We start from the raw sequence: 13,235 nt of genomic DNA, 5'->3' as shown, positions 1-13,235 counted from the left end.
GGTTCATCGGTTAATGTCCGGCGACTTGTGCAGTAATATCCAGAGCAGATAAGGGCTTCCAGCCAATGCTGCGATAATGCCGACAGGAATTTCTAGTGGCGAGAATACTAGGCGACCCGCCAGATCTGATAGCACCATCAAAATGGCACCGGATAGGGCTGAGGCCGTGAGTGGAATGCTGCCGGGCCGGCTGATTGTGCGGGCCAGTTCGGGCCCGAGTAGTGCAATTAACCCCACTGGGCCTGCAACGGATACTGCCAGCCCGGTGAGTAAAACTGAAAGAATCAACCCTGCCACTCTCACCCGGCCAGAGCGAGTTCCCAAACTGGCTGTTACAGGCTCTGGCAGCTGTAGGGTTGCCAAGGCTCGGTTTAGGAACAGCGACAGCGTATAGCCCACGATGAGCCCGATGATAAGAGCATTCACCGCCGCGGGTGCGCGAGCGTTAAGGCTCCCCACTGTCCAAGGATAAGCTGCATTGGCATCGTCCAGTGCAACACTGCTCAGCATAACTTGGGTGATGGCTCCTGAAACGGCGCCAATGGCGAGACCAGCGATAATAAAGCGGTAACCCCGCGTACCGGTTGCTCCGGCCAACCCAAAAGCCAATGCAGTTGCAACCGCGGCGCCGACAAGCGCCATGGTATGAGGGGCAGCGCTGATACCCACCCCTACAACCGAGGCAACCGCAAACGCTGTGGCGGCATTGTCGATGCCGATGATCCCAGGTGTTGCTAACCGGTTGCGTGCCAGCGTTTGCATTAGGCAGCCGGCGAGCGCAAATGAAGCGCCCGCAAGAGCGCCGGCCAACAAACGAGGCCCGCGCAGCTCTTCGAGCACGAAGGTGTGCATGGTGGTGCCTTTACCTTGTAGGGCGAGTATGACGTCTGGAATCGTTATGGACAGCGTGCCCAGTGCCAGCGAACTCAGTGCGCAGGCTAGAAGTATAAGAGTAAGGGTGGCGTTCACCACTATTGATCGTTTGTTGATCAGTAGGCTCCAGTGCCTTGTTGTTGATCGCCAGAGCCAATGACCGGGTGTTAAATGCAGAGGCGTCTGCCCAGTGTCCGTTGAATCAAGAGAGGAGTTCATAATGCAGGGATCCTTCTGGCACGGATGATTACCATCAATACTGGTGCGCCTATAACGGCGGTTATGACGCCAAGAGGCATTTCAGAAGGTGTAACCAAAAGCCGGGACAGTGTGTCTGCGGCAATAATCATGGCGGGCCCGATTGGCAGGCACAGCCATAGGGTTTTGCGGATATCTGCACCGGCTAGCGACCGAGCCACGAACGGAACGACTAATCCGACGAATACCAGTGGCCCTGCAAGTGCAGTAGCGCCGCCCACGAGCAGTGCGACGGCGACAATAACCATTAGCCTGATCAGCCCAGGTTTGTGTCCTAGTCCCATAGCGACTTTCTCGCCAAGGGCTAGTGATGCCAGCGGCCGCGCAACGCCGACTACGATTGCTCCTGCCAACAGCAATGAGGGCATGGTGGCGGTAAGTTGATCCCAGCGTTTACCGGCCAGACTGCCGGTGATCCAAAACCTGATTTCGTCCGCTGCTCTCTGGTCAATGAGCATTAACAAGGAACTCAAAGACAGCAGTAAGCCTGTCAAGGTTGCTCCTGCCAACACTAACCGCACCGGGTCTTGGCCCGCACCTTGAATACGTGTTGCGGCAACAACCAAACCGCAACCGGCGAGGGCGCCGACTTGTGAAATCAGTGTGGTTAAGGTGGCTGTGCTGGCGCCAAGCAAAATGGCCAAGGACACTGCAAAAGCGCTGCCTGCACTTACACCGAGCAGCCCGGGTTCAGCTAGTGGATTGCGAGTCAGAGTTTGGAGTAGGGCACCGGCGACGCCAAGCGCCAGACCGGTTGCCATGCCAATAACCAGCCGAGGTAACCGCAATTCCATAACAACAAATCGGGCATCTTCTGTTCCCTGTCCGGTCAAAACAGCAAACGCTTGCCCTAACTCTAGCGTTCCGGCTCCAAAAAGCAGTGATGCTAGGCATGCTAGAAATAGCATGACCCAGGTGGCTACATAATTGCGATAGGTTTTCATGAATGGTTCAAATATTAAAAAAGCCCGCCGTGAAGCGGGCAAGCAAAAGGACTCGGTAAAATACTGCGCAGCTATAGCCGGATCAGCGATCGGCAGCTACGTTGTCTATGGTGTTAGCTATATCGTTCAAAATTTCAGTTGCGGCAAGAGGGCCGCTGGCGCTGGTCCAAAGCTGGCCGTTTACGGTGACAACCTGATCCGCCCGGTTTGCCTTTAATCGTTGAAATGCTTGTGACTCACGCGCTGCATCCAGAGCTGCATCGCCGTCCGCGTTTAATGTGGCAAGAAATACCCATTGGTGATCAATTAACCCGAGGTTCTCCTGACTCAAAGGGTGGCTGTGAGGGCGGCCCTCTTTGACGATACCTCCTGAGTTCACGTTGAAGCCGGTTGCCTCGAGTAGACTGGCAGAGAACAGACCTTCAGACATCACGAGCGGACCTTGCGGCATCCAGCGAATGAGCGCTGTTTCACGCTGGTCTGGCCCCAGTTTTGCGTCTACTAGTTTTGCGACCTCAGCGATTTTGTTTTCCACGCCGGATATCACTTTTCTGCCTGTTTCAGCCCGCCCTAAGGCCTCTGTGAATAGACGAGTTTCTTGCTTCCAAGTCGTTGGTGTAAAAGCGGGAAAATTAGGGACTATGGTTGGAGCTATCCGAGAAAGCAGGTTGTATTGCTCTTTGGCCAGTTGTGCTGAAGCCAGAATTAAATCTGGCTTCAGGGCGATGACCGCTTCAATGTTGGTTTCACCTGGCGTACCAACAATCCCGACGCCCTTGGCTTTCGGCTGAATGTATTCTGCAACATCACTCCCACCACGAGTAATGATTGCACCCACAGGGTTTATACCTGACGCAATGGCAGCATCAAGAGCGCCTTCATACAAGGTGACCACCCGCTTTGGTGTGCCTTCAATACTCACCGGGCCATAAGCGGTTTGAACTATGCGGGTATCGGCATGGGCTGCCGCGTTGGTAAAGGTTGCCGCCAGCACAAGGCTGACCAGCAGGGACTTAGCCACAAAAAGAGGGTTGGGCATGAACGTGCTCCAGTGAATTTACTGAATGCGGACTTAGCCGCCAAAATACTGTCATTCCGAACTAATGATAATTGTTCGTATTATCATTTTGAAGATGCTAAGTTGGCACAAGTTGTTGCATATTCCGGAACGGAGCATTTATGTACGATCTGAAAGAGTTGGAAGCCTTTGTTTCAGTGGTGAAAACTGGCAGCCTTACGGCTAGTACTCTGGAGCTGAATATTCCGAAATCTACCTTGAGCCGGAGGATTCGTAATCTGGAGACAACCGTAGGGCAGTCGTTGTTACGACGTGAATCCCGCCGTGTTATCCCCAACGAAGCGGGGCGGGTGTTCTATCAGTACAGTAACGATATTTTGGCGCTGGCATCCCAAGGGCGTGAGGCGTTGGATGAGTTGAGCGAGAAGGTCACGGGCAAACTGGTGCTGCGTAGCCATGAATCGTTGGTACGGGGTTGGTTTTTCGAGCTGGTGCAGTCCTTTTTAGCGCGTTATGACGGATTGAGTGTTTCCATTCAAACTCAAAACGAGGTTCCTGAATCTTTAGATGACGGCGTCTGTGTTTGGCTTGGTAGTCCAGGTGACGCACCGTTTCGGCAAAAACCGCTGGGGCACTTGCATCAGGGGCTATACGGAAGCCCGGAATATTTCGCGCGTGTTGGCTACCCCGGTGGGCCAGGTGATCTCAAACACCATGCTTGGGTAGACATGCTAGGTAGTTGCGACTCAGGGCTTGTACTTCAGCATCCCTGCGAGGGAGTTTACCCTCTTAATCTGCCGGAAAGCGCATTTACCGTCGATCAATTCTGTGTTCAAGGCGACGCCATAGCAGATGGCCGGGGTTTGGGGTTAATGCCCCACTGGTTAATAGAGCGTCGCTTGCGGTCGCATCCCGGCACTCTTGAGAAATGTTTGCCTGACTGGCAGGGGCCTGTTCTACCCGTATCATTGCTCTATCCCCATGGAGCCTTGCCGAGACGGGTTCGCGCATTTATTAACCATGTTCTAGATTCTGTACCCGCCAACTGGTGGGTGCCAACGCCAGCGATCGCCATTGGACCCGTACCGGAATATGGAACACACCGTACCAACATTTAAAGGCTTAACTTGTGGTAACGTTCGCCGCCAATGATATTCATTTGCATCTGGAGTTGGTTTCAGCCTATTGCTGATCTGGCTTCTGGATGTATTGGTTTCGAGCGTTCCAAAATACACAAGGAGTCTTTTATGCGACGTATTTCCCTATTGGCATCGTCCATTGCACTTGCGGGTACCAGTAGCTATGCCGTAGCTCAGTCTGACCCTATGGAGCTTAGTGAAATAGTTGTCACTGCCGCGGGCTTTGAGCAGAATATTTCCGAGGCCCCTGCGAGTATCTCGGTTATTTCCGGGGAAGAGTTGGCCAAACGTTCCTACAATAGTATTACCGATGCCGTAAAGAATATCCCGGGTGTATACGTCAACGGCGGAGGCAATGCCAAAGACGTTACTATTCGAGGAATGTCTGAAGGCTACACGCTCTACTTGATTGACGGGCGGCCTGTTTCAGCCGGTCGAAACATCAACACGAATGGTAATGATGGCGGCAAGCAGATTGCCTTGCCACCGGTTTCAATGATTGACCGAGTCGAGGTGATCCGCGGCCCGATGTCGTCACTCTATGGCTCAGAAGCTATGGGTGGCGTTATCAATATCATTACCAAAAAAACGGGTGATGCTTGGTCAGGCTCAATAGCCACCGAATACACCAAGTCATTTAGCGATTTGAATGAAGACTCACAGCAAGTCAATCTTTTTGCCGGTGGCCCACTTATTCCAGGTTTGTTGGGCGCTCAGGTTAATGGAGCCTGGGAAGGCTCCGATGAGTCCCACTTCATTGCCGGCGACGATAATGCAGAAAGCACCCCCGACAAGACGGAGAAGCAGGGTGGCGTAAAACTGATCCTCACCCCAGACGCAGCCAACGAGTTCGGCTTGAGTTATAACTCGTCAACACTCGATTATCGCCACAGCCCCGGCGTAAGTATCGCCGCAGATGCGACCCCCTCTAGCTATGAGTATCAAAAAGACGTTTACGCTCTGACTCATCAGGGTACCTATGGCAACCTCACGCTGAATTCTTACTTGCAGCACGATATTTCCGAGCGAATCCAACTCGACGAGAAAAAGGAGGAAATGTCTGTCTTCAATACTCAGGGGACTTGGTTTTTGGGTGGCCATATGTTGACCTTCGGCGGCCAGTACAAGTATGAAGATCTGGTGGATGAAACAAATGGCTTGATAGGCACTTTGGATTCGGCAAGCGCCAGCGTTGATCGCTGGATTGCAGCGGTATATACCGAGGTGGAATGGGCGGTAACCAACGACCTTAACGTCACCACCGGTGTGCGTTATAACGATGATGAGCTGTTCGGCGCGCATTTAACCCCAAGGGTCTACGCCAACTATCAACTGACGCCTGCGTGGACGATTAAAGGTGGTGTGTCAACCGGGTATAAACAGCCAAGTCTGCCAGAGGCGACGGAAGGTTTTGGTCGCGGTACCGGAGGCGGGGGGTCTCCTGCACCCTATCCCCGTGCATTGATTATCGGCAACGAAGATCTGGACCCTGAAACCAGCACGAGTTACGAAGTTGGCTTTGTGTTTAATGATCGAGCAGCGGATTTGAATGCAAGTGTGATGCTATTCCACACGGAATTCGATGACAAAATTGCCGAAGATCGTTTGTGTGATCTTGGTGGCGATCGTAACGACCCAACAACCTGGCAGTGCTCGTACCAAGGGCGTGATTATGTGTTTTTGAGCACCCGTAAAAACATTGCAGACGCCATGATGCGGGGTGTCGAACTCACTCTTGATTATGGAATTACCCAAACCGTGACGTTTAGTTCCAGCTACACCTTTACCGACTCCGAACAGCAATCTGGCGAGTTCAAAGGTGAGCCACTAAACCAGATACCGAGGCACATGCTCAACGCCGGTCTGGACTGGCAAAGCAGTAATCTGCTCAACCTTTGGCTAGACGCTAATGTTCGTGGTGAAACCAGTGATTACCTCGGCCGTAATAGCATGTCGAAGGGCACCCCAGGTTACGGCTTCGTCGATGCAGGGTTGGTTTATCAGCTTAACAACAGCGCACGAGTCAAAGCGGGTGTGTACAACCTTGGTGACAAGCAAGTCACTACAGAAAGCTATGGCGTTGTGCTTGATGGCCGTCGTCTCAACCTTGGGTTAACCGTCGACTTCTAATGGGAGGGATTATGGCTGTTTTAAAATCGATTGCGTTCACGGTTTTTGCTTTAGTAGCGCTGTCCGCTGGTGCCACTGCTCAGGCTAGTAGCGGAGGCCCAACGGTAGCGAGCTTTGATCATGGTGCGCTGGATACTCTGATAGAACTGGGACTGGCTGAAAAAGTGATTGCGGTACCTCTGACTGGATTGCCAGATTACCTGAGTGGCATTGAGCAAGGCCGCACAGATGTAGGCAACCTTAAAACTCCCGATTTGAAGGCCGTTCGTGGGGCGGACCCAGATATTATTTTGATCACTGGGCGCCAGAGCGCAAATCTGGAAGGCCTTCAAGCTATTGCCGAGATACGCAATGTTAGCCTTGAGGGGGGAGATTACCAAACCAGTGTTACAGAAAAGGTCATGGGGCTTGCTGCACTTTATGATCGTGAGAGCGCGGCCCGCGATCGCCTTAGTGAGCTGTGGAACCACATAAAACGCCAGCGTGAAGCTATATTAAACGATCCGGAAGTGGTGGTGGTTACTCACAATAATGGCCATTTTTCATTGCGCCGGGAGCCGGTTGTTTTTGAGTTGTTAGGCTTGCAAGAGCCGGCACTTCCTGAGGAGGTGAAGCCAGTAACTCGTGGAACAAGAGTGTTCGTTCCGGTGACGCCGGAGGTTATGGCTAAAATGGCGCCGGATGCCCTGTTGATCGTAGATCGCAGCGCGGCAATCGGCGATGAACCTATGGATCTGAGTAGATTGAAACAGGCACTCAAAGCTGCGGGTTCCAACGCACCAGTAACGGTGCTTGATGCCAAGCTTTGGTATCTCTCCGGGGCAGGCTTACAAAGTACCAAGCTGCAGGTAGATGAAGTGATTGCCGCTATCACCCGGTAATAACGGAAATCATCACCGCGTAAATGTTACGTAAAGCCGGCTTCTAGCCATACTACGCATGCACCTTTTTGCCCATAATCCCGCTCAAGCTCTTTTGTATTCGGAGAGTGTCTTGAATGGAATGGGTGATGAGGTGCGCATGTTTTTCCCAAAAAAGTTTGTCTGGCCAGTGCTGCTTGTTCTTGTGGCTGTAATTGCTGCGGGTTGGTGGCTTCAGAGGGACAATCAGCCCCAGCAGAATTTACTGACAGTGGCCGTGGAGCGGGGAGGGCTGGAAGATCTGGTGACGGCTACGGGTGTGTTGCAGCCGCGGGATTACGTGGATGTAGGAGCACAGGTCTCGGGGCAGCTTAAGCGGCTTCACGTTGAGGTTGGAAAGGACGTGAAAGAGGGTGATCTATTGGCAGAGATTGATGCCAAATTATACCTCGCCCAAGTAGATGCAATCCGCGCACAGCTTCGTAACCAGAAAGCGCAGCTGATGGAGCGGGAAGCACAGCTTACCCTTGCAGAAATACAGAATCGGCGACAGCAGAACCTTTTACGGGAAGAAGCCACAAGTCGTGAAGCAGCACAGATAGCTGAAGCAAGCCTGAGGTCAGCGAAAGCACAAGTTGAGGCCATCAGTGCCCAAATAGAGCAGACGAATTCAACCCTCCGGGCGGAAGAAACCAATCTGGAGTATGCCCGTATCTATGCGCCTATGAATGGCACCATTGTTTCGATTGAGGCTCGTCAGGGCCAAACTCTGAACGTAAACCAGCAGGCACCTGTACTGATGCGCATTGCTGATTTGTCTGTGATGACTGTTGAGGCACAGGTTTCAGAAGCGGACATTGGCAAACTGAAGCAGGGCCAGTCGGTATACTTCACCACGCTTGGCAATCAGCAGCAACGCTGGGAAAGCCATCTGGACCGAGTAGAGCCCACTCCCGTAGTCGAAAATAACGTCGTGCTCTATAACGCTGTGTTTGATGTGCCCAATCCGAAAGGTCGGTTGATGACACAAATGACCGCTCAGGTCTTTTTTGTTAACGCCAGAACCGATGACGCATTATTGGTGCCGGTAACAGCCCTGAATCAACGTGGGGCAGCTCCAACAGTTCAGGTGTTAGGTGGTGGCGGTGTAATCGAACAACGGAAGGTAACAGTTGGCGTCTCGAATCGGGTGCAGGTTGAAATTCTGGATGGTCTGGAAGAGGGGGAGCGAGTAGTGAGCAACCCGCGCGGTGAACGTGGCGCCAAAAGTTCATCGGGTAATTCACGCAGGATGCCAGGCATGAGGTTGTAATTATGGCGCAACCGCTGATCGAATTGCGAAATATTACCCGTACCTACCATAACGGTGATCTAGCCGTACAGGTATTGCGCGGGATCAACCTGAGCATCCACCGGGGAGAGTTTGTAGCCATTATGGGGGCTTCCGGATCTGGCAAGTCTACTTTAATGAATATCCTAGGTTGCCTCGACCGGCCATCCAGTGGTCACTTTTGGTTCGATGGGCGCGATGTGTCAAAGCTGGATCGCGATGGTCTGGCGCGTTTGCGCCGTGAATCGTTTGGCTTTGTGTTTCAGAGCTACAATTTGTTGCCGGGTATGTCGGCCAGTGCAAACGTTGAAATGCCTGCCAGCTACGCTAGCCTGCGCACGAGTGAACGTCAGAAGAGGGCGGCCGGTCTGTTACAACGGCTGGGGCTGGATGATCGCATGGACCACCGTCCGGGTCAGCTTTCCGGCGGTCAGCAACAACGGGTATCCATCGCCCGGGCGCTGATGAACGGCGGTGAGATCATCCTTGCTGATGAGCCTACCGGCGCCCTCGACAGTCACAGCGGCCGCGAGGTGATGAAACTACTAAAAGAGCTGTCGGATGAAGGCTACACCATCGTCTTGATCACCCACGACAGCAATGTGGCTGAGCATGCGCATCGCAAGATTGAGATCGCTGATGGTCAAATAGTGAGAGATCCTGGCCCGCCAGATGTCATTGCCAGCCCGCGGCTCCAGCGACAGCCTTTAAAGCACAACCCTTCTATTGTCAGGGAACTCTATCAGGGGGCTTGCACAGCCATCAGCTCCATGAGGGGTAATTTGTTCCGTACCGCACTGACATTGCTGGGTATTGTTATAGGTGTAGCTTCAGTGATTACGATGCTGGCGATCGGTGACGGTGCCCGTGAGGCGGTGGTGGATCGCATCAGTGCTATGGGCAGTAACCTATTGCTGGTGCGGCCTGGTGTTCCAGGGCAAAGGAGGGGTGGGTGGAACATTGCCACATTGGTGCCAGAAGATGTTCATGCCATTAATACCTTGCCGAATATCATTGCTGCGGTGCCTGAACTTACGGGTAACCAGACCCTGCGCCACGCTAATGCTGACCATCAGGCAGAGGTGAACGCGACCTCTTGGCAGTTTCCTATCGTTCGCCAGTGGCCAGTCAAGCAGGGCAGTTTTTTTAATCAGGCAGACGAAAGTGGGTATGCTCCAGTAGCCGTTCTTGGCAATACCACAGCTATAGCGTTGTTCGGGCCAGATAACCCGGTGGGACGCTATATCCTGATGAGTAATGTGCTATTTCAGGTGGTCGGAGTGATGAGTGAGCGCGGGGCGTCGCCCATGGGGCAGGATCAGGATGACGTGGTTCTCGTGCCTTATACCACCGGCAGTATGCGGGTTTTCGGTCAGAGGCATTTGCGCAACGTAACCATTGCGGTGGATGACACCTCGCTGATGGATGAGGTTCAGGCGCAAGTACACCAGTTACTACTTCAGCGCCACGGTGTTGAGGATTTTCAGATTTACAACATGGCCTCATTGATTGATACAGTTTCCGAGACTCAAGACACGTTCACCTGGTTGCTAGGTTCCGTGGCAGCGATCTCACTGTTGGTGGGAGGTATAGGTGTCATGAACATCATGCTTGTTAGTGTGACTGAGCGTACACGGGAGATCGGGATACGCATGGCCACGGGTGCTCGCGCCCGCCATATCTTGCAGCAATTTTTGCTGGAAGCGCTGGCTGTTTCGGCATTGGGTGGTGTGATTGGCGTAGGCCTTGGGCTCGGGGCGGCGGCTCTAGTGGCTCATTTTGGTACACCGATAAGCTATTCTTTGTTGCCGGTATTACTCGCCTTCGGTTGTGCATTTGGTACTGGGCTTCTGTTTGGCTTTCTGCCTGCACGAAAGGCCGCTGGGTTAGATCCGGTTACGGCGCTGGCGGCGGAGTAAAGGGTAAAGAGATGCTTATAAACAAAAGAGTGTGTGAGTTGCGGGCGCTGTTGTTGGCGATTGCCACAGCAACACTCATTGGTTGCGCCGTTACACCCCCAATTGAACGGCCTTCGCTTGATAGCACGGAAACATGGAATATTCCGAGGGATATTGGGGAAAACAGCGTGGCTCCGGATCGGTTCTGGTGGCAGGCTTTTGGTTCAGCTGAACTGAGCCAGCTTATCAGTCGGGCTTTTGAACAAAGTCCTGACTTAGCGGCCATGGCAGAGCGCGTGTTTCAGGCTGAGCAGCAAGCGCGTATCGCAGGCATCCGCCTGTTGCCGTCGTTGGGACTAACCGGAGCTACAGGGTCTCGGGTTACTGATGGGCGCGGCCCTTCCGAGCGCAGCGAGTCAACCTCTGCCTCCCTTACGGCCAGTTACGAGCTGGATGTGTGGGGTAACCTTGCGGCTAGTCGTCATGCAGCTGAGGCCTCTTTTCGAGCGACCGCGTTTGATTACGACACGGTGCGCCTGACCCTCGCCAGTAGCGTGGCCACTACTTGGTTCCAGTTGTTAGGGTTGGAGGAACAGCTGCGGGTGGCACAGGAAAACTTACGTATTTCCGAGCGAGTTGAGCGAATTGTTGAAGTGCGCTACCGGAATGGTGCTGCAAACCGCGCTGAGTTGCTGCGCCAGCAAACAGAAGTGCTGAATCAGCGGGCCAGCCTGATCCCCCTGCAACTGCAATACCGACAAACTCGGTCAGCGCTGGCGGTGTTGGTTGGAGCTTCACCCTTGGGTTTTGAGGTGAAATCCGCTGACAATACGTTGTTGACCATGACGCTTCCGTCGGTCGATGCGGGACTGCCGCCGGAACTGCTCACCCGGCGCCCGGATTTGGCACGGGAAGAGGCAAGACTTCAGGCCGCTGATGCCAATGTGGAACAGGCGCGCACAGCTCTGCTGCCGTCTTTTTCGATTGGCTTGAATGCCGGTGTCAACAGTACCAATTTGCTTAGCCTGACGGATCCAGTGAAAACTGCCGGCTGGAGTCTCTCGGTGGTCCAGTCTCTGTTCGACGGTGGACGCCTTGATGCGCAGCAGGCGGTCAGTGAGTCGCAGCGGCGGGAGTTGGTTGAAAACTATCGCAGCACCATCCTGACCGCATTGCAGGAAACCGATGATGCGCTGGATCGCGTGCAGACCAGCCAGTACCGGGAAGAGCTGCAGCAAACCGTAAACGAGCGCGCAGCCCGAACACTTGAGTTGACGGAGCTGCGCTATAAAGAAGGCAGTGATGCGCTGCTTACACTACTAGAAGCCCAGCGCACCCTGTTCCAAACCCGGGATCAACTGGTACAGCTGCGGATATCGCGACTGATAGCTGCGGTGGATCTTTATAAAGCACTGGGCGGCGGATGGGAGAAACAGCAAACCGGTAAGTAAGCCAAGAGCCACAATTACCTCTGGTCCTTAAGTTTGTATTCGCAACTTATGACCATAAACGCGCTATCCGCTTTAACGAGCTTTATGAGCTATATCGCGCTCATGTCCCTTCAGCATGTAATCAAAATAGAAGGGAGGCAGGACGCGCTTCTTAACCTGCCAATAAAATGCAGACTCTTTAAACGGGCTCAGCGGCAGTGTCGGCGTTACCTTGCCGCCATATACAAACTCTGCAAGCATTACTTTGCCATAGCCAGTCACAATGGGGCAGGAGGTATAGCCGTCGTAGCTTGCATTCAGCTGCCCATCGGCAAGTTGGGCCAAAATGTTGGTAGCCGCTACCGGCGATTGCTTGCGAACGGCCGCCGCTGTTTTCGAGGTGGGCAGCGAACTGCAATCACCCAGACTAAATACGTTCTTGAAGCGCATATGCTGCAGCGAGTGCTGGTCTACGTCTACCCAGCCATCGGCATTTGCCAGCGGGCTGTTTTTCACGAAATCCGGTGCGCATTGCGGCGGCGTTACGTGGAGTATGTCAAAGGATTCGGTTATCTCCTGTACATCTCCATTGCCGTCGGTGAAACGGAATGTGGCTTCTTTTTTATCACCATTTACGGCAATCAAATTGTGATTCATCAGCAGGCCGATATTGTACCGGCGGGCGACCTTTTCCAAATAGGGAACAAAGTCGGGAACGCTGAAAAGAGCGCCCCCGGCTGCATAAAACCGTAACTCACTCTGCCCGGCTATCTGGTTTTTGCGAAAGTAGTCTGCCGCCAGATAGGCAATTTTCTGGGGTGCGCCTGCGCACTTGATGGGTGCGGCCGGTTGAGTGAAAAAGGCTTTTCCACCTCGGAATTGTTTAATGCACTGCCAGGTGTATTCCGCCAGTGACGGGTCGTAGTTACTACAAACGCCATTTCGCCCCAGAGTTTCCCGCAAGCCACCTATTTTGTCCCAATCCAGCTTCAGTCCCGGCGTTACCACTAGGGTGTCATAACCCACTATCCGCCCGTCATCCAAGATAACCCGGTTCTGTTCCGGTTGAAGTTCTTGCGCGGCAGCTCTAATCCAACGTGCGCCTTTGGGCAGTGTTCGGGCTTGAGGGCGAGCAGTCTTCGCGAGGGAATAAGCCCCGCCACCTACTAGTGTGAGGGCCGGTTGATAATAGTGAACATCGCTCGGTTCAATAATAGCGATATCCAAGCCCGGTCTTTGCCGAAGCAGGGATGCAGCAACGCTGGTACCTGCCGCACCCGCACCGATTACGACCACCTGATGTGCCTGTGAAGATGTTATCTGAGACATTTAGAATACTCCTTTAAAGGAGCACT

Annotated in this window: 10 protein-coding genes; 6 read left to right on the top strand and 4 right to left on the bottom strand. The window is 53.4% G+C overall.

Features of this window, described 5'->3' with window-relative positions; translation table 11 throughout:
- Positions 1 to 3: 3 nt before the first annotated feature.
- The 3 genes from KO508_RS16800 to KO508_RS16790 form a co-directional block, all read right to left on the bottom strand.
- Positions 4 to 1,092, bottom strand: a complete 1,089-nt coding sequence (locus KO508_RS16800) for a FecCD family ABC transporter permease (protein ID WP_252738169.1) — start codon at positions 1,090 to 1,092, stop codon at positions 4 to 6.
- Positions 1,089 to 2,075: a FecCD family ABC transporter permease gene (locus KO508_RS16795; protein ID WP_216009425.1), complete on the bottom strand. Its 987-nt coding sequence runs from the start codon at positions 2,073 to 2,075 to the stop codon at positions 1,089 to 1,091. Before KO508_RS16795 ends, KO508_RS16800 begins: the two co-directional genes overlap by 4 nt.
- An 82-nt stretch (positions 2,076 to 2,157) precedes the next feature.
- Positions 2,158 to 3,114: an ABC transporter substrate-binding protein gene (locus tag KO508_RS16790; RefSeq protein ID WP_216009424.1), complete on the bottom strand. Its 957-nt coding sequence runs from the start codon at positions 3,112 to 3,114 to the stop codon at positions 2,158 to 2,160.
- Positions 3,115 to 3,254: 140 nt separating this feature from the next.
- Between KO508_RS16790 and KO508_RS16785 the strand changes: the two genes are divergently transcribed.
- From KO508_RS16785 to KO508_RS16760, 6 genes are all read left to right on the top strand, one after another.
- Entirely contained in the window at positions 3,255 to 4,211 is a 957-nt protein-coding gene (locus KO508_RS16785; protein WP_216009423.1) for a LysR family transcriptional regulator, read from the top strand.
- A 129-nt stretch (positions 4,212 to 4,340) separates the two neighbouring features.
- Entirely contained in the window at positions 4,341 to 6,362 is a 2,022-nt protein-coding gene (locus tag KO508_RS16780; RefSeq protein WP_216009422.1) for a TonB-dependent receptor domain-containing protein, read from the top strand.
- Positions 6,363 to 6,373: 11 nt separating this feature from the next.
- Entirely contained in the window at positions 6,374 to 7,243 is an 870-nt protein-coding gene (locus tag KO508_RS16775; protein WP_216009421.1) for an ABC transporter substrate-binding protein, read from the top strand.
- A 121-nt stretch (positions 7,244 to 7,364) separates the two neighbouring features.
- Positions 7,365 to 8,534 (top strand): efflux RND transporter periplasmic adaptor subunit, encoded by a 1,170-nt coding sequence (locus tag KO508_RS16770; protein ID WP_216009798.1) that lies wholly within the window; start codon positions 7,365 to 7,367, stop codon positions 8,532 to 8,534.
- A 2-nt stretch (positions 8,535 to 8,536) separates the two neighbouring features.
- On the top strand, positions 8,537 to 10,471 hold the full coding sequence (locus tag KO508_RS16765) for a MacB family efflux pump subunit (protein WP_200361603.1): 1,935 nt from the start codon (positions 8,537 to 8,539) through the stop codon (positions 10,469 to 10,471).
- Positions 10,472 to 10,482: 11 nt separating this feature from the next.
- The gene (locus tag KO508_RS16760) at positions 10,483 to 11,901 is read left to right on the top strand and encodes an efflux transporter outer membrane subunit (protein WP_216009420.1); all 1,419 of its coding nucleotides are present in this window, start codon (positions 10,483 to 10,485) and stop codon (positions 11,899 to 11,901) included.
- 72 nt (positions 11,902 to 11,973) lie between these two features.
- Here the strand turns inward: KO508_RS16760 and KO508_RS16755 are convergent, their stop codons facing one another.
- The gene (locus KO508_RS16755) at positions 11,974 to 13,209 is read right to left on the bottom strand and encodes an NAD(P)/FAD-dependent oxidoreductase (protein WP_216009419.1); all 1,236 of its coding nucleotides are present in this window, start codon (positions 13,207 to 13,209) and stop codon (positions 11,974 to 11,976) included.
- Positions 13,210 to 13,235 lie beyond the last annotated feature (26 nt).

Origin of the sequence: Marinobacter salexigens, assembly GCF_018860765.1 — a bacterium.
In the GTDB taxonomy this organism is placed as follows: domain Bacteria; phylum Pseudomonadota; class Gammaproteobacteria; order Pseudomonadales; family Oleiphilaceae; genus Marinobacter; species Marinobacter salexigens_A.
Note: the sequence above shows the minus strand (reverse complement) of the source record. Positions and strands in the feature narration are given on the sequence as shown.